The 22,711-nt window shown below is 55.1% G+C and carries 21 protein-coding genes and 3 tRNA genes; 9 read left to right on the top strand and 15 right to left on the bottom strand.

Features of this window, described 5'->3' with window-relative positions:
* Positions 1–66: 66 nt before the first annotated feature.
* Positions 67–867 (bottom strand): cystine ABC transporter substrate-binding protein, encoded by an 801-nt coding sequence (gene tcyJ / locus KB892_RS07970; protein WP_004141135.1) that lies wholly within the window; start codon positions 865–867, stop codon positions 67–69.
* A gap of 200 nt (positions 868–1,067) precedes the next feature.
* Here tcyJ and amyA point away from each other — a divergent pair, with 200 nt between their 5' ends.
* Positions 1,068–2,555: an alpha-amylase gene (amyA, locus tag KB892_RS07965; protein WP_004899206.1), complete on the top strand. Its 1,488-nt coding sequence runs from the start codon at positions 1,068–1,070 to the stop codon at positions 2,553–2,555.
* 41 nt (positions 2,556–2,596) lie between these two features.
* On the opposite strand, the gene yedD is transcribed toward amyA, so the two are convergent.
* Positions 2,597–3,031, bottom strand: a complete 435-nt coding sequence (yedD, locus tag KB892_RS07960) for a lipoprotein YedD (RefSeq protein WP_004189223.1) — start codon at positions 3,029–3,031, stop codon at positions 2,597–2,599.
* 372 nt (positions 3,032–3,403) lie between these two features.
* Here yedD and rcsA point away from each other — a divergent pair, with 372 nt between their 5' ends.
* Complete coding sequence (gene rcsA, locus KB892_RS07955) at positions 3,404–4,027, top strand: transcriptional regulator RcsA (RefSeq protein ID WP_004180447.1); 624 nt, start codon at positions 3,404–3,406, stop codon at positions 4,025–4,027.
* Between the two features lie 32 nt (positions 4,028–4,059).
* Here rcsA and dsrB read toward each other — a convergent pair whose 3' ends face one another.
* Entirely contained in the window at positions 4,060–4,251 is a 192-nt protein-coding gene (gene dsrB / locus KB892_RS07950; protein ID WP_002911586.1) for a protein DsrB, read from the bottom strand.
* Positions 4,252–4,384: 133 nt separating this feature from the next.
* On the opposite strand from dsrB, the gene KB892_RS07945 reads away from it, so the two are divergent.
* Positions 4,385–4,606, top strand: a complete 222-nt coding sequence (locus KB892_RS07945; protein WP_002911589.1) for a YodD family protein — start codon at positions 4,385–4,387, stop codon at positions 4,604–4,606.
* A 114-nt stretch (positions 4,607–4,720) separates the two neighbouring features.
* Here KB892_RS07945 and KB892_RS07940 read toward each other — a convergent pair whose 3' ends face one another.
* The 3 genes from KB892_RS07940 to KB892_RS07930 all read right to left on the bottom strand — a co-directional run bounded on the left by KB892_RS07940 (position 4,721) and on the right by KB892_RS07930 (position 8,713).
* Positions 4,721–5,779 carry an IS481-like element ISKpn28 family transposase gene (locus tag KB892_RS07940; RefSeq protein ID WP_143922954.1) on the bottom strand — a complete coding sequence of 353 codons (1,059 nt, stop codon included), beginning with the start codon at positions 5,777–5,779 and terminating at the stop codon, positions 4,721–4,723.
* A 227-nt stretch (positions 5,780–6,006) separates the two neighbouring features.
* Entirely contained in the window at positions 6,007–7,686 is a 1,680-nt protein-coding gene (gene dgcQ / locus KB892_RS07935; RefSeq protein ID WP_024622768.1) for a cellulose biosynthesis regulator diguanylate cyclase DgcQ, read from the bottom strand.
* A 115-nt stretch (positions 7,687–7,801) separates the two neighbouring features.
* Positions 7,802–8,713: a DUF808 domain-containing protein gene (locus tag KB892_RS07930; RefSeq protein WP_002911591.1), complete on the bottom strand. Its 912-nt coding sequence runs from the start codon at positions 8,711–8,713 to the stop codon at positions 7,802–7,804.
* 183 nt (positions 8,714–8,896) lie between these two features.
* Here KB892_RS07930 and yedA point away from each other — a divergent pair, with 183 nt between their 5' ends.
* Entirely contained in the window at positions 8,897–9,808 is a 912-nt protein-coding gene (gene yedA / locus KB892_RS07925) for a drug/metabolite exporter YedA (RefSeq protein ID WP_016529443.1), read from the top strand.
* Here yedA and KB892_RS07920 read toward each other — a convergent pair.
* The 4 genes from KB892_RS07920 to drpB form a co-directional block, all read right to left on the bottom strand.
* Entirely contained in the window at positions 9,783–10,277 is a 495-nt protein-coding gene (locus KB892_RS07920; RefSeq protein ID WP_004200342.1) for a very short patch repair endonuclease, read from the bottom strand. The two genes, yedA and KB892_RS07920, sit on opposite strands and share 26 nt — an antisense overlap.
* Positions 10,258–11,658 carry a DNA cytosine methyltransferase gene (locus KB892_RS07915; RefSeq protein ID WP_072353978.1) on the bottom strand — a complete coding sequence of 467 codons (1,401 nt, stop codon included), beginning with the start codon at positions 11,656–11,658 and terminating at the stop codon, positions 10,258–10,260. Before KB892_RS07915 ends, KB892_RS07920 begins: the two co-directional genes overlap by 20 nt.
* Positions 11,659–11,734: 76 nt before the next feature.
* Positions 11,735–12,442: a phosphohydrolase gene (locus KB892_RS07910; protein WP_002911594.1), complete on the bottom strand. Its 708-nt coding sequence runs from the start codon at positions 12,440–12,442 to the stop codon at positions 11,735–11,737.
* Positions 12,443–12,484: 42 nt separating this feature from the next.
* On the bottom strand, positions 12,485–12,766 hold the full coding sequence (gene drpB, locus KB892_RS07905) for a cell division protein DrpB (RefSeq protein ID WP_004151461.1): 282 nt from the start codon (positions 12,764–12,766) through the stop codon (positions 12,485–12,487).
* Positions 12,767–13,304: 538 nt separating this feature from the next.
* Between drpB and ompC the strand changes: the two genes are divergently transcribed.
* On the top strand, positions 13,305–14,450 hold the full coding sequence (gene ompC, locus KB892_RS07900; protein ID WP_002911596.1) for a porin OmpC: 1,146 nt from the start codon (positions 13,305–13,307) through the stop codon (positions 14,448–14,450).
* A 272-nt stretch (positions 14,451–14,722) separates the two neighbouring features.
* On the opposite strand, the gene KB892_RS07895 is transcribed toward ompC, so the two are convergent.
* Positions 14,723–14,812, bottom strand: a tRNA-Ser gene (locus KB892_RS07895).
* Positions 14,813–14,902: 90 nt separating this feature from the next.
* Here KB892_RS07895 and mtfA point away from each other — a divergent pair.
* The 3 genes from mtfA to KB892_RS07880 all read left to right on the top strand — a co-directional run bounded on the left by mtfA (position 14,903) and on the right by KB892_RS07880 (position 16,984).
* The gene (gene mtfA, locus KB892_RS07890; RefSeq protein ID WP_004227143.1) at positions 14,903–15,703 is read left to right on the top strand and encodes a DgsA anti-repressor MtfA; all 801 of its coding nucleotides are present in this window, start codon (positions 14,903–14,905) and stop codon (positions 15,701–15,703) included.
* Positions 15,704–15,803: 100 nt separating this feature from the next.
* Positions 15,804–15,879 (top strand) — tRNA-Asn (locus tag KB892_RS07885).
* A gap of 352 nt (positions 15,880–16,231) precedes the next feature.
* The gene (locus tag KB892_RS07880) at positions 16,232–16,984 is read left to right on the top strand and encodes a LysR substrate-binding domain-containing protein (protein WP_223174602.1); all 753 of its coding nucleotides are present in this window, start codon (positions 16,232–16,234) and stop codon (positions 16,982–16,984) included.
* Between the two features lie 378 nt (positions 16,985–17,362).
* Here KB892_RS07880 and ldtA read toward each other — a convergent pair whose 3' ends face one another.
* The 3 genes from ldtA to nac form a co-directional block, all read right to left on the bottom strand.
* On the bottom strand, positions 17,363–18,304 hold the full coding sequence (gene ldtA / locus KB892_RS07875; protein WP_004227147.1) for a L,D-transpeptidase: 942 nt from the start codon (positions 18,302–18,304) through the stop codon (positions 17,363–17,365).
* Positions 18,305–18,382: 78 nt separating this feature from the next.
* Positions 18,383–19,333 carry an HTH-type transcriptional regulator Cbl gene (cbl, locus tag KB892_RS07870; protein ID WP_004175385.1) on the bottom strand — a complete coding sequence of 317 codons (951 nt, stop codon included), beginning with the start codon at positions 19,331–19,333 and terminating at the stop codon, positions 18,383–18,385.
* Between the two features lie 106 nt (positions 19,334–19,439).
* Complete coding sequence (nac, locus tag KB892_RS07865; protein ID WP_002911729.1) at positions 19,440–20,357, bottom strand: nitrogen assimilation transcriptional regulator NAC; 918 nt, start codon at positions 20,355–20,357, stop codon at positions 19,440–19,442.
* Positions 20,358–20,687: 330 nt separating this feature from the next.
* Here nac and KB892_RS07860 point away from each other — a divergent pair.
* Positions 20,688–20,763: transfer RNA gene (locus tag KB892_RS07860), tRNA-Asn, on the top strand.
* 94 nt (positions 20,764–20,857) lie between these two features.
* On the opposite strand, the gene KB892_RS07855 is transcribed toward KB892_RS07860, so the two are convergent.
* On the bottom strand, positions 20,858–22,492 hold the full coding sequence (locus tag KB892_RS07855; RefSeq protein ID WP_004148971.1) for a Na+/H+ antiporter: 1,635 nt from the start codon (positions 22,490–22,492) through the stop codon (positions 20,858–20,860).
* Between the last annotated feature and the right edge of the window lie 219 nt (positions 22,493–22,711).

Here is a 22,711-nt window from a genome sequence, read left to right as displayed (position 1 = left end):
ATGCACACAGTTACGCGCTAAATAAAAAAAGGCGCTTCCAGGAGCGCCTTTTTTCACCGCTGTCCGTTATTTCGTCACGTCAGCGCCAAACCATTTCTCGGACAGCGCCTTCAGGCTGCCATCTTTCTGCATGTCTGCAATCGCGCCATCTACCGCTTTCAGCAGGTCGTCGTTGCCTTTACGCAGCGCAACGCCAGCTTCCTGACGAGAGAAGGCTTCGCCGGTTACCGCCAGCGTATTGTTGGTTTTCTTCACCAGATCCAACGCCGCCAGACGGTCTACCAGAATGGCGTCAATACGGCCTACACGCAGATCCTGGTATTTGGTGGGATCGTCATCATAGGTACGGACGTCCACGCCCTGGACATTCTGACGCAGCCACTCTTCATAGTTAGTGCCCAGTCCGACGCCCACTTTCTTGCCTTTCAGATCCGCCGCGGTTTTAATTACGCCTTCGTTACCCTTCTTCACCAGCGCCTGCACGCCGGAGACGGTATATGGGGTGGAGAAATCGTATTTCTTCTTACGTTCGTCAGAGATAGTGACCTGGTTAATCACCACGTCGATACGCTTGGAGTCCAACGAGGCCAGCATACCGTCCCACTTGGTCGGTTTGAGATCGGCCTTCACGCCAAGATGTTTCGCCAGTTCGTTAGCGAATTCCACTTCAAACCCGGTCAGCTTGCCGTCATCCCCCTGAAAACTAAAGGGAGGGTAGGTGCCTTCGAGGCCCACGCGTAGGGTGCCGCGCTCTTTAATCTGATTGAGCAGGTTTTCCGCCGCAAAAGTTTTCACGCTGACGCCAGCCATCAAAACAACGGCCATCGCGCCCATCATCGCCTGACGACCCAGAAGTGCTAATTTCATAGATACCCCGAAGGTTAGGATTTTCCTGTAGTGTAAGGCGCTTAACGCCCTGACACCAACATCGTTACGCTACATCTTATGCAAATTTATTATATATGATCCGCTTTAGGGTATAGCGAAAATCAGGGCTTTCCTCACCCTTTTTGCTGGATATCTCCCATACTGCTAAGGTCAGCCTGTTGACGTCTGGAGCATGGAAGATGAAAAACCCCACCTTATTGCAATGTTTTCACTGGTACTACCCCACCGGCGGCGAGCTGTGGCCTGAGGTCGAAGCGCTGGCGCCCAGCCTGAATGAAATCGGCATCAATATGGTCTGGTTGCCACCCGCCTACAAAGGCGCCTCGGGCGGTTACTCCGTCGGCTATGATACCTACGATCTCTTTGACCTCGGCGAGTTTGATCAAAAAGGGTCTGTCGCCACCAAATATGGCGACAAAGCGCAGTTGCTGGCGGCGATCAACGCCCTGAAGGAGCACAATATCGCCGTGCTGCTGGATGTGGTGGTCAACCATAAAATGGGCGCTGATGAAAAAGAGGCTCTGCGCGTTCAGCGCGTCGATGAGCAGGATCGTACGCAAATTGACGAGGAGATCATTGAGTGCGAGGCATGGACGCGCTACACCTTCCCGGTGCGCGCCGGACAGTATTCGCAGTTTGTCTGGGACTACAAATGTTTTAGCGGCATTGACCACATCGAGAACCCGACGGAAGACGGTGTGTTTAAAATCGTCAACGATTACACCGGCGAAGGCTGGAATGAACAGGTCGATGATGAGCTCGGCAACTTTGACTATCTGATGGGCGCCAATATCGATTTCCGCAATCATGCAGTGACCGAGGAGATCAAATACTGGGCGCGCTGGGTAATGGAGCAGACCGGCTGCGACGGTTTTCGTCTTGACGCGGTCAAGCATATCCCCGCCTGGTTTTATAAAGCGTGGATCGAGCATGTTCAGGAGGTGGCCCCGCAGCCGCTGTTTATTGTAGCGGAATACTGGTCCCATGAAGTGGAGAAGCTCCAGCAGTATATCGACCTGGTCGAGGGCAAAACGATGCTGTTTGATGCCCCACTGCAGATGAAATTTCATGAAGCGTCGCGCCAGGGCCGCGATTATGACATGAGCCAGATTTTCAGCGGGACGCTGGTCGAAGCCGACCCTTTCCATGCCGTCACTCTGGTCACCAATCATGATACGCAGCCGCTGCAGGCCCTCGAGGCGCCGGTTGAACCCTGGTTCAAGCCCCTCGCCTATGCGCTGATCCTGCTGCGGGAGAATGGCGTGCCCTCGGTCTTTTATGCCGATCTCTTCGGCGCTTCCTATGAGGATACCGGCGGCGACGGAGAGACCTATGCCATTGAGATGCCCGTTATCGAACAACTCCACGAGCTGATCGACGCCCGTCAGCGTTTTGCCCATGGCGTGCAAACCCTTTGGTTCGATCATCCTAACTGCATCGCCTTTAGTCGTAGCGGTACTGACGACGATCCAGGCTGCGTGGTGATCATGTCCAATGGCGATGAGGGCGAAAAGACGCTGACGCTGGGCGAAAACTATGGCTACAAACGCTGGCGGGATTTTCTCGGTAACCGGGAAGAGATTGTCGAAACCGATGGCGAAGGCTGCGCGACCTTTACTTGTAACGGGGGGAGCGTGAGCGTGTGGGTATTAGAGGAGGTGCTGTAGTTCCCTGACGCCGGGCGGGCCAGCTATGGCCCGCCAAAATCTCAGCGCGTGGAGGCCGGCGCGCTGACGGGCCCCGTCGCTCGCGCTTTGGCCCACGCCTTCTCGCACTCCGGAGTGAGACGTTCAACACGGGACAACGTCATCCGATCGTAGGAGATCGTGTTGCCCTCGCGCTCGACAGGATAGATGTCCAGGGAAGCGGTCACGTTGTAGATCTCACTGTCACGATTCATCAGTTTCCCCGGCTGCGCAATCACGCGCTGCCACTGGCGGCAGTCGAAGGTGTCCCCTTCTTTGGTGACAATCAGGCTGGCAATGGCGTCAGGACTCATCATCGCGCTCTGCGGCCCTTTCGTTTGCCAGAAACCTGCAAGGCCAGCCGGCGCCGGCGCTTTAACCACGTCCTCATAACGATCAACCTGTACGCAACCGGCCAGCGCCACCACCATGCCAGCAAAAAATAACTTTTTCATCATTCATCCCACAAGCCGATAAAAAAGTATTGTGGCATTAAAGCGTTAAGCCTTCCACCCCCACCGCAAAGGGACAAGCGAGCAAGCTAGCAACCGCTAACGTGGGTTTCATTTGAAGTAAGGAAATTCTGAAAGTAAAATAATACTGGGCGCGTAACCATAGCATCTATGGGCACTTTTTGTTTTTAATTCGGTCACACTACCGGTTCTTGACTTTACTTTAAGAGTTTTCCTGGCAAATTATATGCATAGATGCGGAATAGTTTAATGGAGCTAATGGGTTCTTTCTAAACCTACTATTATTATCGCCCGCAAGGACTGCTTCGCACAGCCAGTGCGAAGTGTATATCGTTACGTGTTGATTGAGGATGGGTCATGTCAACGATGATTATGGATTTGTGCAGCTATACCCGGTTGGGATTGACGGGATATCTGACCAGTCGGGGAATTAAAAAACAGGAAATCGTTGAGGTCAACAATGCTGCGGATCTGCAGAAACACTGTACGTCGTGTTGCCCGGCGGTGGTGTTTCTGAATGAAGACTGTTTCGTGCATGATGATGAAAGTAATGGCATTATTCGCCAGATCATTACGCAAAACCCGGCGACGCTGTTTGTTATCTTTATGTCGCTGGCGAACATCCATTTTGACCGCTATTTGCGGGTACGGAAGAATCTGCTAATCAGTTCAAAATCGATAACCCCAAAAGACCTTGATGTTATTCTGGTTAATTATCTTAAATACAAAAACACCAGTGTAGGGCAGTTAACTTTACCGACATTGTCACTGAGTAAAACAGAATCAAATATGCTGCAAATGTGGATGGCCGGGCATGGTACTTCGCAAATCTCAACGCAAATGAACATCAAAGCGAAGACGGTATCGTCGCATAAAGGCAATATTAAAAAGAAAATACAAACGCATAATAAGCAGGTGATTTATCATATCGTTCGGCTGACCGAAAACATCACCTCCGGTATTCAGGTAAATATGCGCTGAAACAAACTGGCGGCGCTCCCGCCAGTTCAGTTTTACGAGACCTCTTTTTCCACGAAAATCCCATCCGGGTGGCCTATTTCATTAAAAAACCAGATCCCCAGAGGATAGTCTTCCAGTGAAACCAGATACATCGTTCCTTCACTAAACGACTCAATCGCCAGCACTACCCCCGATCGACGTGGGCCACCGTCGGTCTTCACCGTGACACGATCGTTCACCTGCATAATCATCTCCTCTATATTTTCAGCCAGTGTAGAACAAAACCACGCAACTCGCAGCGTCGCGGCACGTGACTGGCGCTTTTTTAGACCGGCTATACTTAGAGAGGCTTGAGCAACGCTCAGCGAGGGGGTAATGATGAAGCACCAATTAACAGGCCAGACCGGGGACGACCTTGACGTCAACGTAGATGCCCTGCTGGCGGCGATAAATGAGATCAGCGAAAGCGAAGTCCATCGCACGCTGGACGACCCGCAGCGCGCCAGCATCGATGGCCGCGGGTCACATACCTGGCGTGAGCTGGCGGAGGCATTCGAACTCGATATTCACGATTTCAGCGCCAGTGAAGCCAACCGTTAGCGGCAGGCGAAAAAAATCCCGACTCGCAGGAGTCGGGATCAAACTTGCTAATGCAAGAAGCACTTGAAAATTCGTTACACCGGGAAATCCGATGCGTTGAAACATTATCCTCAATTATTTTGCATGACAAGAGATTGTATGGGTCCACCACATATTGCAATTTTTACTCTCACGTAAAATATAGTCCACTGGCGTCATCAGTTCGAGTGATTTATGTGGCCTTTTGCTGTTATACAGCACCAGATATTCAGCCATTCTTTGATTAAACAAATTCAGGTCCTCAAAAAGCAACAATTCATTGAATTCAATAAATTGTTCTCTAAGTGTCCGGTTAAATCGCTCACAGGTCGCATTCATTTTCGGTGTGTACGGATAGGTCCAGATGTGTTTAATCGAGGCTTCCTGTAGCGTTTTATCAAAGTTACCGAGGAACTCCTTACCGTTGTCAGTGACAACTTGTCTGATAGCGACAGGAAAGAGCTTTGTGGCCTTGCTGAAGAAATGGCTGGTAATATCGCTGTTGAGTGAAGGGACCGCCAGGGCCAGCGCATAGTCGCTGTGCTCGTCGATCATGGTAATGATATAGCGGCGTAGGTCCCCCATCCTGAGTTCAATCGCGTCCATCCCTATGAGTTCGCCTGTTTTTACCGGGCGGTATTGTTTTGGTCTTCTGGGCTTCACTGAGCGTTTTTTTATCAACCGGGCTTTGCCCCTGGCGCTGAGGCGTACGGGGATCATCCGCATTTTATCGTGAGCACCAGCAATGATTCTTCCAATGGTTGACGTGCTGGGACAGGTAAAATGCCGCGCTTCACACCATGGTTTCAGCCTGACAAAAATCTGCTCTTTGCCGAGATTGGGTAACTCAGTTCTCAGACGCCTGATCTCCTTGAGTACATCAGGATGCCAGTGCCTTGAACGGCGAACCAGAGGGGCTTTGCTTCTTGGAATTAGTGCTTCTGGACCACCGGTGCGCAGTAACCGGCGCCACCAGTAGAGTGTTCGCGTTGATACGTCAAAAGCATCAGCTGCGGCACGGATCCCGTGCTTATCCCAGAAGTTCAGAGCCTTCATTCTTAACTTCGCAATCTCGGGCATAAGAGAGTGTTTCATCGCATAAGCAGTTGCTCGGTAATACCCAAAATAGCCGACACCGATATGCTGCATCAACATCTGGCAATCCCTCCTTTAGTGTTCTGAGGCAATTGCAATATCTGTGTGAACTTACACAGAGATATTCATGACGCAAAATATTGAGAATGTTGGCGCCTGGTGACTGACCGGGCTGCAAGGCTGATGTGAGAAGGCTTAGCCGCAAACCGGTTTCATTCGATAGCGCGATCGCCTGCGATCACTTTAAGATAATTCTCATTTTGCCAATCGGCATCGAAACGTTTTACTCACGCTGCGCTGCGAAAACAGACCTGGTTACGCCCATTTTGCTTGGCCAGATAGAGTCGCCCATCGGCCACCGACTGCAGCGCTTCAAACTGATACTCCCCCCGCTCTTCGCTGGCGCTCACCCCTAACGAGGCGCTAACCCGCAGCGTCACGTTGTTATGCAAAAAGACTTCCCGTCCCTGGATACGCTGGCGCAATCGCTCCGCCACCGCCGCCGCTTCCTGCAGGGTGGTATTCGGCATCACGATACAAAACTCTTCTCCGCCCACTCTGCCCAGCAGATCGCCCTGCCGAACCGCGCTGGACAGCGTACTGGCCACCATCGACAGCACCCTGTCCCCCGCCTGATGACCATAGCGATCGTTGATGTGCTTAAAATGATCCAGATCGAGCTGGATCACCGCCAGCGGCCGTCCGCTGCGCTGGCAGTCGCTGGCTACCGCCATCGCCTGTTCAAACAGAGCCCCGCGATTGAGCAGGCGAGTCAAGGCATCGTGCCATGCCTGCCACTCCAGCGAGGTTTGCAGAACGCTCATGTTGCGGACCATGCGGCGGATCACCAGCCAGGAGAGCAACAGCATCAAGGTGAAGAGGACCCACATCAGGGTCAGGGCGATGGTGATGGTGCCAAAGTTCCCGCGGACGCCTTCCCGCAGAGTGTGGATCCGCAGCAGCACGCCGTCAAAATTGCGCAGTTTGGCCCAGCTGATATAGCGCGTCAGCAGACGCAGCCCTCCCTGGTTATCATGGACAAACGCGCGGCTCAGCAGCTCCTGCTCGCGCGGGGACAGCAGGGTCAGGACATTCCCCGGCGCGGAAGAAGCCAGCAGGTTCAAATGGCTATCATAAAGTTGGTACTCTCCCTCTTGTCCCCCCTGCATGGCGCTAACCAAAAACGCTTTGATTTCACTGACTGAGAAATCCATCGCCAGCACGCCGCGCCAGTAACCGGCAAAATCCAACGGTATCGAAGCGGTGACCACCTGCTCTTCCAGCTGCGGGTCATCGTCAGGAAAGGTTTGCCAGATAACGCCTCGCCCCGGATTATTTCGTTGGGTCTGGCGGGTAAACCACGGAGCGCCGAGGGCTTGGGAATAGTGCGTAATCACCTGCGACTCATCCCGCAGCGGCAGGGTCGAGGTAAAAAAGCCGCTACGAGAGATATACTGCATCCGCTCGGCGAAATCGCGATCGTGCTGCGTCAGATTTAGCAGATAACCCAGCTCGAGCGTCGCCATTAGTTCATCAGCCGCCAGCGGATCGTCCACCAGCAGGATAGGGTTGTGGCCAGCGACGCTGCCTGAGATGCCAAACACCGGCAGCGTACGCCGATTCGGTAGCGCCACCCGCCAGGCCTGCTGATGGCGCTGGCTCAGATAGCGTTGGCTGGCCTTACGCAATACATCGATATCAAGCGGCTGTTCGAGCGCCGCCTGCATCCCATGGCGAAAAAACATCATTCTGTCGATGTTGAACTGCAACAGTCCATCCATTTCATGAGCGACGTTAGACAGATTGTTACGCTGGTTGGCCACGTAGGCCTCTTCCAGGTCATTGATTTCACGCCAGATCAGCAGCGTGGAGAAAAACACCACTGCGATAAAACAAGCGTTAACCACATGCGCCGGGCGAGCCAGGTGGTAGCACTTTTTTAACTTCAACCGCAGTGGCTTATCCATCTTTCTCTCGCAATACGTTGCGCAAACCTCGCGGCGTCAGCGCCCCGGTCTCTGTCGATACCCGGGGCGTTTTCAGGGTAGAACACGCGGCGCCGTTACGCTGCGTTTCGCCATGCTACTTTCCAGCGCCACGCAGGCTGCTCACCGCCTTAACGCCCGCCAGCACCACCGCGCCGATGATAAAACCCAGCACCAGGTTGGCGACGACCGGCAGCGTGGAGGCCATCACCCCACCCAACCCCGCGCTCCAGTGCTCGATGGCATGATGCAGCGGCGCAATACCGTGAACGACTATCCCCCCGCCGACGAGGAACATGGCCAGCGTCCCGACGATGGACAACACCTTCATCAGGCGGGGAGCGACGGCCAGGAGCCCTTTACCCAGCCACTGCGCCAGCGCACTACGTTTTTCCGCCAGCCAGTAACCCATGTCGTCCAGCTTGACGATCACCCCCACCAGGCCATACACCCCGATAGTGACCAGAATCGCAATCCCCGAAAGAATAAGGATTTGGTTAAGCAGCGGAGCTTCCGCCACGATGCCGAGGGTAATGGCGACAATTTCCGCGGACAAAATAAAATCGGTGCGAATCGCGCCTTTTACTTTGTCACGCTCAAAGGCCAGCGGATCGCGCTCCGCCAGCGCGGCGAGACGCTGCTGCCGCCGTTCAGGATCCTCTTTGTGTTTCCGCGCTTCCAGACTGTGCAGTACCTTCTCCACCCCTTCGAAACAGAGAAACGCGCCGCCCAGCATCAACAATGGCGTAATCGCCCAGGGGATGAAGGCGCTGATCAACAAAGCCAGTGGCACGAGGATCACTTTGTTAACGAACGACCCTTTCGCCACTCCCCAGACCACGGGCAACTCGCGATTCGCCCGCACGCCGGTAACCTGTTGGGCATTGAGAGACAAATCGTCGCCCAGCACCCCCGCCGTTTTTTTCGCCGCTACCTTGCCCATCACGGAAATATCGTCCAGCAGCGTGGCGATATCATCAAGTAATGTTAAAAGACTACTTCCTGCCAAAATGATTTTCCTTCTCTTTTCATCAATGTCTCCCTCGAGTATGCGTTAAAAAACGGCCGGTGCCCAAGGTACAATTAGTCAATATAAATTTAACAACCTGACGCAAATTAACCACTCGCCAGCACGATAGTTTTCACGTTTACTATATGTCCCCTTTCTATCTCTGCACCGTCGTGAGGAAGTATGTCTACCCGTCAGCTTTTACCGCTCATCGGGGCGCTGTTTGCGCTGTATATCATCTGGGGCTCTACCTATTTCGCTATCGCCGTCGGGGTCGCCAGCTGGCCGCCGCTAATGATGGCCGGCATTCGTTTTCTCGCTGCCGGCGTGCTGTTGCTGGGGTGGCTACTGGCCACCGGCCATAAGCTACCGGCGCGTCGTCCGCTGCTTAACGCTGCGCTGATCGGCGTGTTGCTGCTTGCGGTTGGCAACGGCTTCGTGACGCTGGCTGAACATCAGCACGTCCCCTCCGGCATCGCGGCGGTGATGGTCGCCACCGTACCGCTGTTCACCTTATGCTTCAGCCGCTTTTTCGGCATCGCCACCCGTAAACTGGAGTGGCTGGGCATTGCCATTGGCCTTGCGGGTATCGTGATGCTCAACAGCGGAGGCAACCTGAACGGCAACCCCTGGGGCGCACTGCTGATCCTGATTGGTTCCCTAAGCTGGGCCTTCGGCTCGGTTTACGGTTCGCGAATCGTACTGCCGACCGGCATGATGGCGGGGGCAATCGAGATGCTCGCCGCCGGGATCGTCCTGCTGGTGGCCTCATGGCTGAGCGGTGAAACCTTAACCCGCGTCCCTTCCTGGTCCGGGATCGCTGCCCTGGCCTATCTGGCCATCTTTGGCTCGCTGATCGCCATTAACGCCTACATGTTTTTAATCCGCAATGTCACCCCGGCGGTCGCCACCAGCTACGCCTATGTTAATCCGGTGGTCGCGGTGCTCCTCGGTACTGGGTTCGGCGGCGAGAGCCTGTCGCTCATTGAGTGGCTGGCGCTGGCGGTGATTATTTTCGCCGTAGTGCTGGTGACGCTGGGGAAATATCTCTTCCCCGTCCGCAGCGAGGCTACTCCTTGTAAGGCGTCGAAGTAGTCGTCAGTTCGCGGATCCCCTGCGTATCGATCTGCGCGTCGTGTCCGGCGCCGCAGATCCACTCTTCCAGACGCTCGGTGAGCGCCGCATCACTCAGCCTAAGGCGCCCGCGCAGGGCGCATTCCCAGATGATTAATACCCGCCAGCCCTCTTCGGCCAGCTTTTGCCGGTCGCGGGCGTCGCGCGCCACGTTACCGGCGATTTTGTCCAGCCAGAATGCCGTGCGGGTGGCCGGCACCTTAAACAGATAGCAGTCATGGTGATGCCAGAAACAGCCGTGAGTAAAGATAACGCAGCGGTAGTCGGGTAAAGTGAAATCGGGACGTCCCGGCAGCGCGCGATCCTGGGCGACAAAGGTGAATCCCGCCCCGGTCAGCAGCGCCGCTATCCGCTTTTCAATCGCCGTATCGCGCGTGGCGATCGCCCGCATATTTTTACTGCGCGTCGCTTTATCGTGAACATCCGCCATCATTATCATCCGCTTCGCGGCGCGCCACCGCCTGAGCGATGCGCGGCGCCAGGAGTTTCGCCACCGCGGCGAAGACCGGAACCACCACCGAGTTGCCAAACTGACGATAGGCCTGCGTATCCGATACCGGGATGCGAAAACGCGCCCCCTGCGGGGATTCAAAGCCCATCAGCCGGGCGCATTCGCGCGGCGTCAACCGGCGAGGCCGCCGCTGTTGATTCAGCGGATCGTCAAAATGCTTCTCACCGAGCGGCCGGTCCCAGCCGCGATCGACGAGAATTTCGGCACCATCTTTATAGTAGCGGGCAGAAAGCGTCCGGGCCACGCTGTGGGGATTGGCGGGGTCAACCAGGCCATAACCAAAGCCATTGCCCCGCGCCTGATGCTTGCGGGCATAACGATAAAGATATTTCCACAGCACCGGCGTAAGAATAAATTTCGCATCGACCGTCGGCTCCAGTAGCTCGCCAAATGTTGGCCGCACCGCCGGGTACTGCGCCGCGATGTCGCGCAGCGTAAATCCAGCATGCAGCTGCAGATCGCGACGGAAACCCACCAGCACGATGCGCTCCCGGTGTTGAGGCAAGAAATGGCGCCCGTCAATCACCTTCGGGTCATCCGGCCCGGTATGCCCCGCGTCAGCTACTTTATATCCCAGCTCATCCAGCGTCTGCATGATGATACGGAAGGTGCGCCCCTGATCGTGGCTTTTGAGGTTTTTGACATTCTCCAGCACAAAAATCGCTGGCTGACGAGCCGCGATAATTCTCACCACGTCAAAAAACAGCGTTCCCTGGGTTTCGCAGGCAAAGCCATGCGCACGGCCCATCGCATTTTTCTTAGAGACGCCGGCAAGCGAGAAAGGCTGGCAGGGGAAGCCAGCCAGCAGCACATCATGCTGAGGGATAGATTCACGAATATGCCGCGCCGCCTCCTCGTCGCTAACGTCAGAGCGTTGGCTGAGGGTAATATCGCGGATATCTTCATTAAAACGGTGCTGCTGCGGATCACAGTACCAGTTGGCCTTATAGGTGCGTACCGCGTGCTTGTTCCACTCGCTGGTGAAAACGCACTGTCCGCCGATGGCTTCAAAACCACTGCGGATCCCACCAATACCGGCAAACAGATCGATAAAACGGAACCCATAGTGCGGATGATGGGCCGGCGGCGAAGGCAGGAGCGTCGCCAGATGAGCAACTTCCTGCGGGCGCAAACGCTCCGCCGCGCGGCCAAGCGCCGCCACGCGCTTGAGGATCGCCGCGCTCCAGTGCTGTTCGCCGACGCTCACCAGTTCGGCAACCAGCGTTTTTACATCGTAGATCGTCATCAGCTGACGCAGCAGCGCCTCAGCGTCTTCCCCGGCCTGTTCAGCCAACGACAACGACCTGTGTTCCTTGCTTAACTTTTGCGGCATATCCTCAACCAACGCGGACGATTTTGGCAGAGAGTACCATAAATCACCGGTCGGTTGACGCCTGCGGTGCAAAGCGGCGCAAAACCGCTTCATCCAGCGCCAGCGGCTCCCCCTGCAGCTCCGCGCTGAGCTTAGCCATAAATTCGACGAGAAAACGGGCATTATGCTGCGCCATCGCTTTCCCCTTGTCAGTTTGCATGGTTTCCGGCAGGCGCAGAAGTTTGCACTGGAAATGGTCGAGGGCATATTTGCGGTCATCCAGCGCCCGCCGATCAGCAAAAGGATCTTCGGCATCAAACAAGATGGTATTCAGGGCGCCGGCGACAGCGAAGACCCTCGCCAGACCAATGGCTCCCAGCGACTCGAGTCGATCGGCATCCTGAACTATTTTCGCCTCCAGCGTGCGCGGTGGGATCGCCGCGCTGAAGCTGTGCGCCTCGATGGCATGGCTGACCGCCGGGTAACGATCCGCAGGAAAATCAGCAAAGGCCGACTGCAGAATGGCGAGGGTTTTCTCGGCGGCCATCATCGAGGATCGACTTCGCTCCGGATGATTTTTTGGCAAGCTGACGATGTCATGAAAATAGCAGGCCGTGAGGAGTACCAGCCGGTCGACTTCCTCCCCCGCGGCCAGCTGAGTGGCGGTCGCCCAGACGCGACGAAAATGGGACAGATCGTGTGCGGCGTCATCCTGCGCATGGTGCGTCAGTATCCAGCGCTCAAATCGTTGCTGCCAGTCAACCAGGTCCATAGGCTTTCCTTTATCTGAGGGTCAGCCTCGAGCATAGCAATTTTAGCGCTGATGATCCTGCTCGCCGCGGGATGGACGCGTATACCAGACGACCGCGCCGAGAATAGAGCCAATGCCGCCGAGGACCAGCATGCCCAACAGGGCGCCAAGCCATTTCCCGGCCGTTGTTCCAAAATCACCCTCCACGCTGGCGCCGGGAACGCTGTGAATTTTTCCCACTACCCACCAGTAACGCACAATGACCCAGACACAATATCCGCAAAAAGCATACAACGCCCAGAGCGCAAGTTTCCCTCCCGGGCTGCGTTTTGCCTGCTCTTCCATCTCATTCCTCTCCGTGACACAACAGACTATTGTCACTCAAAACGTGATACGCATCACATTATACCGCTAACCTGCGTCACAGGCAGCAGTTTCATCTTCGTCTTCTGCGCCTTCTCGCGACTTATGCTGCCAATGCGCACAGGCTGAAGAGATGTCCTTATTATCTCCCGTACGCTTAAAGCTATTCATTCCTTAATTATCGCAAGCTGGGTTGATAATTCCCTGGATATTTACATTCACACAAAATAAATTTCCATAATGAATAATGAGCTTGATTGTTATTTGTGCAATTTATTTCATAAAATTAACAACAACCAACCAAAGACATAATAAAGCATTGCTATATAAGAAAATAATGGATTTTACACAAGCATCAAAATTTAATATAAAGAACCACTTAGAAATATTTTGAAATGTTTAACATTATTTATTTACATATTTTATTTTAAATAAAGATGAACTTAGTCGTTAGTATCGGATAGTCATTCCGGAGGGATTGTCATAATTCATAGAAATTATTATTAAAAGGGAATATATAATGAAAAGAAAAGTACTGGCACTCATGGTTCCGGCATTATTAATGGCTAGCGCCGCTAATGCCGCCGAAATCTATAACAAAAACGGTAATAAACTGGACCTCTACGGGAAAGTTGACGGCCTGCATTACTTCTCTGACGACGCTTCAGAGGACGGCGACCAGACCTATGTTCGCTTTGGTCTGAAAGGCGAAACGCAGATTACTTCCGAGTTAACCGGCTACGGTCAGTGGGAATACAACATTCAGGCGAACACCAGCGAAAAAGAAGGCGCGAATTCCTGGACCCGTCTCGGCTTTGCCGGCCTGAAGTTTGCCGACTGCGGGTCGCTGGACTATGGCCGTAACTACGGCGTGGTCTACGACATTGAATCCTGGACCGATATGCTGCCGGAATTCGGCGGCGATACCTACACCCAGACCGACGTTTACATGACCGGTCGTACTAACGGCGTGGCCACCTACCGTAACAGCGATTTCTTCGGCCTCGTCGACGGCCTGCATTTCGCCCTGCAGTATCAGGGTAATAATGAAAACGCCGGTTCTGGCGAAGGCACTAATAACGGTGGGAAACGTAAGCTGGCGCGGGAAAATGGCGACGGTTTTGGTATCTCCAGCTACTACGATCTCGATATGGGCATCAGCTTCGGGGCAGCGTATTCGTCTTCTGACCGTACCCATAACCAGCTGGCGGCCGCGCGTAGCAGCCAGCGTTATGCCAACGGCGATAAAGCCGATGCCTGGACCGTCGGCGCGAAATATGACGCCAATAACATCTATCTGGCCGCCATGTATGCTGAGACCCGCAACATGACCTTCTATGGCAACGATAGTTTTGGCGGAATTGCCAACAAAACGCAGAACTTCGAAGTGGTCGCGCAGTATCAGTTCGACGACTTTAATTTACCGCTGCGTCCGTCGGTGGCCTATCTGCAGTCGAAGGGTAAAGATCTCTACGCCTATTCTCGCTACGGCGACAAGGATCTGGTCAAGTATGTCGACGTGGGCATGACCTACTACTTCAACAAAAATATGTCCACCTATGTGGATTATAAAATCAACCTGCTGGATGAAGACGACCGCTTCTACAAAAACAGCGGTATCGCGACCGATGATATCGTCGCCCTCGGCCTGGTCTATCAGTTCTGATCCCCGTCAAAGCCCGCGTTCAGCGGGCTTTTTTATGTTCCCGCTCCGTTGAGATCACTCTTTTCGACATTGCCGCTTTCCAGGCGTACCTTCCCTCTTTATGATGCGTTTAAGCTCGTTCGGGCTAAAAGCGGCGATAAGGTGCCAAAAGGATAAAGCGCGCTACCGCGACTCTACGCTGAAACCAGGACGATGATGATGGTGATACCCCAGCGCAGGCGTTATACCTGAAGCTAACGGTGTTATTGAAGGGAAGGTTAGAGCAAGAAAAGTGGCGGAGAGAGGGGGATTTGAACCCCCGGTAGAGTTGCCCCTACTCCGGTTTTCGAGACCGGTCCGTTCAGCCGCTCCGGCATCTCTCCGCTGTGATGGTTGCTATAATGCCAGGATCTTTGGCATTTTAATAGCTCCCGTTTCGGTAATTGTGTTCAAGTGACGACTTTGCGAGCAATATGATGTTTAAATGGCCCTGGAAAGCAGATGATGAGTCCGGCAACGCAGAGATGCCCTGGGAGCAAGCGCTTGCCATTCCGGTTTTAGCCCATCTTTCGTCCACTGAGCAGCACAAGCTCACGCAGATGGCTGCCCGTTTTTTACAGCAAAAGCGGCTGGTGGCATTGCAGGGGCTGGAGCTGACCCCGCTGCATCAGGCGCGCATTGCTATGCTCTTTTGTCTGCCGGTGCTTGAGCTGGGCATTGAGTGGCTGGATGGCTTCCATGAAGTGCTGATCTACCCTGCCCCTTTCATCGTCGATGATGAATGGGAGGATGATATTGGTCTGGTCCACAACCAGCGGGTGGTACAGTCGGGACAAAGCTGGCAACAGGGTCCTGTAGTGCTGAACTGGCTGGATATTCAAGACTCTTTTGATGCGTCAGGCTTTAACCTTGTGGTGCATGAAGTGGCGCATAAGCTTGATACGCGGAACGGCGACCGGGCCAGCGGCGTGCCGCTTATCCCGTTGCGTGAAGTTGCCGGCTGGGAGCATGATCTCCACGCCGCGATGAACAACATTCAGGATGAGATAGATCTGGTCGGCGAAAGCGCCGCCAGTATTGACGCCTATGCCGCCACCGATCCCGCAGAGTGCTTTGCTGTCCTCTCGGAATATTTTTTCAGTGCGCCTGAACTGTTCGCGCCTCGCTTCCCGGCCCTGTGGCAGCGTTTTTGCCACTTTTACCGCCAGGATCCGCTGGCGCGTAGACGTGAGAATGGCCTGCAGGACGAAGGCGATCGGCGCATTGTTCACTAAAACAACGTGTTGAGCTAAATTTAGCCATTTGAATCAGCAGGTTAATTTTAGTGTTGACACAAAAATGCGAGGCCAGTAGTATGCGCCTCGTTCACACGATTCCTCTGTAGTTCAGTCGGTAGAACGGCGGACTGTTAATCCGTATGTCACTGGTTCGAGTCCAGTCAGAGGAGCCAAATTTAAAAATCCCGCTCAGGGAAACCTGAGCGGGATTTTTGCTTTCCGTGATCCTCTCCGCTCCCCAAGCATGCAATCTTATCCTGGTGTAGGTGCTATTTTCTTGCTATGAGGCAAGCTGAACGGCCGTGAGCCCCACGCTCCCGCAAAGGCTTAAATAAAGGCGGTTTAACCGTGCCGGACCATACCTGGGTGTAAGGCGATAATGCGCGGTTCCAAAAAAGATTGGCAACACCGCCGCTTCTGATATCTCTCCGCCAGCGGGTATAAGCAGCATCGTACCGTAGGTACCGTCCAAGGTTCCGTATGTGATCCCCGCAGGTGAAAATCAGCGATGCTGCTCCCAACCTTATGGCTACAGACTTTCGATCCGGCGGTAACCGCTGGGTCTGCCGCTGCGTAGCAGACATGGAGGATGCTGAAAACAGCCTGTCCAGTGCGGCGATGACGCCCAGGGGACGGCTACGGGTGGATGTACCGAGTCCGCTGGCCCGCCTTATTCTGGTGCCGGCGCTACCGGCTTTCCACGCCCGCTACCCTGATATCCAGATCGACATGGGTGTGAGCGACCGGGTAGTGGATCTGATCGGCGACAACGTGGATTGCGTTCTGCGCGGAGGTCAAATCACCGACCAGTCCCTAATCGCACGCCATGTCGGCGATTTGCAAATCGGCGTCTACGTCGCCCCCAGCTATGTGGAACGCCTTGGCGCTCCCGCACACCCGCGCGAGCTGCAAAATACTGACCATTGCATAGTGGGATTCTTGTCCTCACGCACCAGTAAGATTGATCCTTTGGTACTGTGCAGTGAGAATGAACGTATTGAAATCACGGGCAACTACGTACTTGCCGTGGATGATGGCAATGCTTACCTCGAAGCTGGGTTAGTTGGCTTAGGCGTGATTGCGCTGCCCAACTATATGGCGGCAGCGCATCAGGCCGTTGGCGCTTTGATTCCATTATTTACACAATGGCGGATTAGCCCAATGCCTCTGTACCTGGCGTTTCCACCGAACCGCCATGTCAACGCCAAGCTGCGCGTTTTTATTGACTGGATCGTTGAAGTGATGCTGCAGCATGTCCCCATTGCCAACAATCAGTGACGCCATCCCCTGATTCGCTTATCAGCGGCGATGGGGGTCAGCGGTAGTGGCTGTGGTCAGGAGTGTTTTGATAATATGGATTCTGCAAAATTCATTAGTATTATATTCTGGATATTGGCTATCATAAGCGGTATCTTCGCTTTCATGGACAATGGCAGCCCAAAAAAAAATCCTCAGTAACAAGATTAAGTCCATAGGCATATTTGCAGACTTTATCATCCCCTCCTGAGCATCTCCTGGCGCCCTCATTAAAACGCCATCACCGCCACTGCTGATAAGTTAAGGATCGGTTTCCCGATCCTTATTCCCAACAACGTTGAATGCATCGACAGCAAAAGAGCCTTCTGACAATAGCCGTTAATCAGACTAAACGACCCGCTACAAACTTCCCTGCGCCGCTGTGGCGCTGATATTCACCGGCATGCCGGAGCGGCGCTGCAGGGTCTGCTCGACCTGGGCAGGGCTCACTCCCGGCCCCTGGGTAAAGTCGCGCAGCGCCGAGGTCATCGGCAAGGGGACTTTTCTGTCGGATTCAAACTCCGCGCGGTTGCGCGACAGCGGCTCGTGCACCTCCAGCCAGTGACTGCCGTCCGGCTCCACGCTGTACTTCACCGGCTGATCGATCAGCTGAACCCGCGTCCCAACCGGCACGTTATCAAACAGGAATTTAATATCGTCATTGCGCAGGCGGATGCATCCCTGGCTGACGCGCAGCCCGATACCAAAGTTGGCATTGGTGCCGTGGATGGCGTAGAGCCTGCCGATGTAGATCGCATACAGCCCCATCGGATTATCGGGCCCGGGGGGCACCAGCGCCGGCAGGGTTTTGCCCTCTTTCGCATACTCGCGGCGGGTATTGGCGGTTGGCACCCAGGTGGGGCCTTCCTGCTTACGCTCTACTGCCGTCACCCAGTTACGCGGGGTTTCGCGTCCGGCCTGACCAATGCCGATTGGCAGGACTTCGACGCTATTGCCCAGCGGCGGGTAATAATAGAGACGCATTTCGGCAACGTTGATCACGATCCCTTCGCGCACGGTATCGGGCAGGATCAGCTGTTGCGGAATAGTCAGCGTCGAACCGGAGCGTGGCAAATAGACATCGACCCCGGGGTTGGCTTCCAGCATATTGCTTAACCCCTGGCCGTACTGGGCGGCAAAACTTTCCAGCGGCTGGGTGTTATTGTCCGGAACGGCAATGGTAAATGCGCTGCCCACCAAACGGCTCCCCTCCGGCGGCAGCGGATAGCTGACGGCCAGCGCGCCGTGGCTGGCAAGCAGCATCAGCGCCGTACAGAGTAATTTCACACGCCGCATCGTCATTTTCCCTTCCTCAGTCGCGACTCACGTGTGTGAATTATAGCGTTATTTCCACTCCCCGACCCGCTGGCCAGCATTTCCTTAAATCTGATAGTCGATTGCGACCTCTTCCGGCTCCATCGCCTGACGCTTAATCTCATCCAGCGACAGTCCGGCATTGCACAATTCGATAAAGCGCCAAACGTAATTCCGCTGCAGCTGGCCCCGCTTCAGTCCCAACCACACGGTATTGGCATCGAACAGATGGCGGGTATCAAGACGCGTAAAGGTGTCCGCTTCCCGGGCATCACCGGACTGCTCGGCGACCAGCCCGACGCCCAGCCCCAGCTCCACGTAGGTCTTGATCACATCGGAATCCTGCGCGCTCAGCACGATATCCGGCATCAACCCCTTGCGGTTGAACGCCTCATCAATGCGCGAACGGCCAGTGATCCCCTGGCGGTAGGTGATTAACGGCCAGCGGGCGATCGCCTCCAGCGTCAGGGGAGAAACCTGCGTCAAAGGATGATCCTTCGGCACCAGCAGGCTGTGATGCCAGCGGAACCAGGGGAAAGCCGCCAGCGTCGGATCGTTGCTCAGGCGCTCGCTGGCGATGCCGATATCCGCTCCGCCGTTATGCAGCAGCGCTTCGATTTCCTGCGGGGTACCCTGCACCAGCTCGACGCGAACATCTGAGAACAGCTCGCGGAAAGCTTTAATGACCGGCGGCAGGCTGTAGCGCGCCTGAGTATGGGTGGTGGCGATAGTTAAGACGCCTGACGCATCGTTAGTGAAGAGATCCGCCAGCCGCCGAACGTTACTGGCTTCATTGAGGATCCGCTCGGCAATCGATAACAGCGCTTTACCCGGCTCGGTCATGCCTAACAGGCGTTTGCCGCGGCGGATAAAGATCTCAATCCCCAGCTCCTCTTCCAGTTCCCGGATATGGCGACTGACGCCTGACTGCGAGGTATAGAGCATATTCGCGACTTCCGTCAGGTTGTAATCCTGACGGGCCGCCTCACGGATAATTTTCAGCTGCTGGAAGTTCACCCTTTCCTCCGGGCCAATGGACTTAACGTATCTGCTATTGTTAAAGTCTGTTGTCCCAGGTAACAAATAATAAAAACCAGCAACTTATTCCTTAAGAGAATATACCCTAACTGACCAGCTGCAGTTCACGGTTTTCCAGCGATGGGCGGCTCACCAGAGACAGCAGGATCTCTTTCACCGCCTGCGCCTGCGGCGACAGACTGCCGCGAGCCGACATGTTCAGCGACAGCGACAGGCTCATTGAAGGCGTGCTGATCCGCGCCATCCAGCCGTTCGCCGCCCCGCACAGGGAACGGGCAGCGGATTCCGGTAACACCGTCGCCCCCATGCCGCTGGCGATGGCCGCGGTCAGGGTGGTAATGGATTCGATCTCGCCGATAATTTTCGCCGATAGACGACGCAGGGTGAATGCCTCAGTGACCCGCGCCCGCACTGCGCTGTAATCGCGCGGCAGGAACAGGTTCATCTCCGCCACCGCCGTGAGATCCACGCTCTGCCCCGGGCAGTCGCGGGTGCCGACCAGGTAAAGGTCTTCTTTCAGCAGCGGCTGGCTGACGATGCCTGCCACCGGCGAACGCTCATAGAGCACCGCCATATCCAGCTGGCCCGCCAGCAGCTTGTCATTCAGCGCTGTGCCGCTGCTCTCCTGCAGATAGACCATCACCTCAGGCAACTCATTGCGCACCGTTTGCAGCAACGGCATGGTAATGGCGGAGGCCGCGGTGCCTGGCGCCAGGCCGATCGACACCTGACCACGCAGCGTCTGGCCGACGTTATTGACCGCCAGCTGCGCCTGCTCGCACTGGCGCAGGATAGTGCGCGCATGGGTGTAGAGAATTTTACCGGCTTCCGTTGGCGTGACCCCTCGCTTGGTGCGTATCAGCAACTGCTGGTCCATTTCACCTTCCAGGGTCGCGACCTGTTGGCTGAGGGCCGGTTGGGCGATATGCAAGACTTCAGCGGCCTGGGTCAGACTGCCGATATCGACGATTTTCACAAAATATTTCAGTCGTCTTAAGTTCATTTTGCCTCCTGTAAGGAACGCCAGCGTCAACGCTGGGAGTATGATGCACTGGCTTTTGCAATTTGCTTGCCAGCTTTGCATTTCCTCGGCTGTCGCCCGCCGCAGGCAGTGTTATAAGGGATAGTGATAGCAATTCGGTTTTTATTTGCCCGGTAAGCAGATTGTGGTATGCCCCATTAGGGGTACATTCGCACTACAACGGTGCAACATGGTGAAAAAAACAGCGCGTGGGTGGCGATTGCTGAAATTGTCAGCAGTCGAACGCAATTCTTTGAATCAGGCTTTGACAAGGCCGGATGGCATCGTTAATATGCGCCCCGTTCACACGATTCCTCTGTAGTTCAGTCGGTAGAACGGCGGACTGTTAATCCGTATGTCACTGGTTCGAGTCCAGTCAGAGGAGCCAAATTTAAAAAAGCCTGCTTTCGAGCAGGCTTTTTGCTTTTCAGCGCCGGTACTTCTGCCGGAAGGCGAATGGCCACCCTCCGGCGGTTGCGGCTTTAGCGTAAACTCTCTTCCTTCAGATCTATCTCCCGCAGCACCTCATAAAAAGTGATATCGCTGATGTTATGGGCGCGGCGCAGCCGGAACAGTTCCTGACGCTGGGCGATAATGACCTCTCGTTGCATATATTTCTCCAGCCTGGCGCGCTTAGCCAGCTCCAGCCCGACATCCTGCCCCTCGTCATTGTCGTTATAGTGAAGCCGCCGCTGATAGGTTTCGAGCAGCATATTGCCGGCATCGGCCCGCAGGGCCTGCTCACTGGGATCCTCCACCGGCTCGTCCAGTAGCGCGTTAAGACGGTTAATGGCCACCTCGGTCATCACGGCGCCAATGTCGTCCTTACCGGTGTCATGCGGTAGATCATCGGCAAGATAACGAGTCATAAACGGCAAACCGATAGCCGCCACCACCAGCGACATCAGGATCACCGCCATCGAAAGAAAGATCAGTAGTTCACGGCCCGGGAACGGCGAACCATCTGCCAGCACCACCGGCAGCGTCAGAATACCGGCGAGGGTCACAGAGCCCTTCACTCCCGCCAGCGCCATGACGGCGAGGATACTGAAGCGTGGACGGACGGTGATGGCCTTGCCTCGACGTTTGCGGCGAAAAATTGTCAGCTTCATCGACAGCCATACCCAGGCGAAGCGCATCAGACCGAGCGCCAGGGTGATGGCCACGGCGTACAGCAGCAGATACCAGGGCGAAGAGACGCCGGCCTGGCTGGCTACCGCCGGCAGCGTCCTGAGCATGCGCGGCAGCTGCTCGCCCAGCATCAGAAAGATCATCCCGTTGAGGGTGGTCTGCAGCATGGACCATACCGCGCTGCTTTTCATGCGCGTCGCCGGAAGCCGGGGCCCCGACAGCTGCTCATAATGCATCGCAATGCCGGCGGCGACGGCGGCAAGAATGCCCGAGACATGGAACGCCTCGGCCAGCAGGTAGGCGGCGAAAGGGATAAGCAGGCTGATCAGGATCTGGATGGCTGGCTCCTCGCGGGTGCGCCGAACCAGAAAGTTATTACATTTGCCGGTGACCCACACCACCACGAGGCCACTGAGGATGCCCCCGAAGGCCATCAGGAAAAATTTCACCACCGCGTCTCCCGGGGAGAAGCTGCCGGTCAGCACCGCGGCGATGGCGAAGTTAAAGGCAACGAGCCCTGAAGCATCGTTTAACAACGACTCCCCTTCGAGAATATGCGCCATCCTTGAGGGAAGCGGCGAGCTGGCGGTCATTGCCGATACCGCCACCGGATCGGTAGGCGACAGAATAGCCGCGAGGGCGAACCCTGCCGCCACGGTGATAGCCGGGATCAGCCAGTGAATAAACAGGCCAATACCGAGAATAGTCACCATCACCAGGCCTATCGCCAGCGATAAAATCGGCTTCATATCGCGGAAAAAAGCGTCTTTGGGGATGCGCCAGCCATCGAGGAACAGCAGCGGCGGGATAAACAGCAGTAAAAAAATATGCGGGTCAAAATCGACCTGAAAGCCACTGGCGGCCAGCGCGGCGCCCGCGGCGATTTGGATCAGCGGTAGCGGCACTTTAACGGGCAGAAGATGGGACAGGAACACGGTCACCACGATGGCCATGATAAAGACCAGCACGATAGCAATTAGCGACATTCATCCCCTCCTCTGACGGCAATATTCATTCTGTACATCAGGCTGTTAATCCTTTTTCGCAGGTGTTGTTTCGGTAACAGATTATTTACCCAGTCACCGATAATTTAAGACAGACGTCATTGTCTGCCGGCGATAATATTTAAACTGAGGTGGCAACCGGTGCCGGTTCAGGGGTGACAATGTCTTTTATCAAGCCGCGTTTGTCAATCCGCTATCGTC

The sequence above is a fragment of the Klebsiella sp. P1927 genome, from assembly GCF_018204675.1.
In the GTDB taxonomy this organism is placed as follows: domain Bacteria; phylum Pseudomonadota; class Gammaproteobacteria; order Enterobacterales; family Enterobacteriaceae; genus Klebsiella; species Klebsiella pneumoniae.
The sequence above is the reverse complement of the archived record's forward strand: the minus strand, read 5'-3'. Positions and strand labels throughout refer to the sequence as shown.

What these genes read in the sequence shown, in the direction of transcription:
- mtfA (WP_004227143.1), top strand. Translation starts at nt 14,903, where the DNA reads ATGATGTTTAAATGGCCCTGGAAAGCAGATGATGAGTCCGGCAACGCA.
- yedA (WP_016529443.1), top strand. Translation starts at nt 8,897, where the DNA reads ATGTCTACCCGTCAGCTTTTACCGCTCATCGGGGCGCTGTTTGCGCTG.
- KB892_RS07920 (WP_004200342.1), bottom strand. Translation starts at nt 10,277, where the DNA reads ATGGCGGATGTTCACGATAAAGCGACGCGCAGTAAAAATATGCGGGCG.
- ldtA (WP_004227147.1), bottom strand. Translation starts at nt 18,304, where the DNA reads ATGACGATGCGGCGTGTGAAATTACTCTGTACGGCGCTGATGCTGCTT.
- dgcQ (WP_024622768.1), bottom strand. Translation starts at nt 7,686, where the DNA reads ATGGATAAGCCACTGCGGTTGAAGTTAAAAAAGTGCTACCACCTGGCT.
- KB892_RS07880 (WP_223174602.1), top strand. Translation starts at nt 16,232, where the DNA reads ATGGCTACAGACTTTCGATCCGGCGGTAACCGCTGGGTCTGCCGCTGC.
- KB892_RS07910 (WP_002911594.1), bottom strand. Translation starts at nt 12,442, where the DNA reads ATGGACCTGGTTGACTGGCAGCAACGATTTGAGCGCTGGATACTGACG.
- ompC (WP_002911596.1), top strand. Translation starts at nt 13,305, where the DNA reads ATGAAAAGAAAAGTACTGGCACTCATGGTTCCGGCATTATTAATGGCT.
- yedD (WP_004189223.1), bottom strand. Translation starts at nt 3,031, where the DNA reads ATGATGAAAAAGTTATTTTTTGCTGGCATGGTGGTGGCGCTGGCCGGT.
- KB892_RS07945 (WP_002911589.1), top strand. Translation starts at nt 4,385, where the DNA reads ATGAAGCACCAATTAACAGGCCAGACCGGGGACGACCTTGACGTCAAC.
- dsrB (WP_002911586.1), bottom strand. Translation starts at nt 4,251, where the DNA reads ATGCAGGTGAACGATCGTGTCACGGTGAAGACCGACGGTGGCCCACGT.
- KB892_RS07940 (WP_143922954.1), bottom strand. Translation starts at nt 5,779, where the DNA reads ATGTTGATGCAGCATATCGGTGTCGGCTATTTTGGGTATTACCGAGCA.
- nac (WP_002911729.1), bottom strand. Translation starts at nt 20,357, where the DNA reads ATGAACTTAAGACGACTGAAATATTTTGTGAAAATCGTCGATATCGGC.
- rcsA (WP_004180447.1), top strand. Translation starts at nt 3,404, where the DNA reads ATGTCAACGATGATTATGGATTTGTGCAGCTATACCCGGTTGGGATTG.
- KB892_RS07855 (WP_004148971.1), bottom strand. Translation starts at nt 22,492, where the DNA reads ATGTCGCTAATTGCTATCGTGCTGGTCTTTATCATGGCCATCGTGGTG.
- drpB (WP_004151461.1), bottom strand. Translation starts at nt 12,766, where the DNA reads ATGGAAGAGCAGGCAAAACGCAGCCCGGGAGGGAAACTTGCGCTCTGG.
- amyA (WP_004899206.1), top strand. Translation starts at nt 1,068, where the DNA reads ATGAAAAACCCCACCTTATTGCAATGTTTTCACTGGTACTACCCCACC.
- tcyJ (WP_004141135.1), bottom strand. Translation starts at nt 867, where the DNA reads ATGAAATTAGCACTTCTGGGTCGTCAGGCGATGATGGGCGCGATGGCC.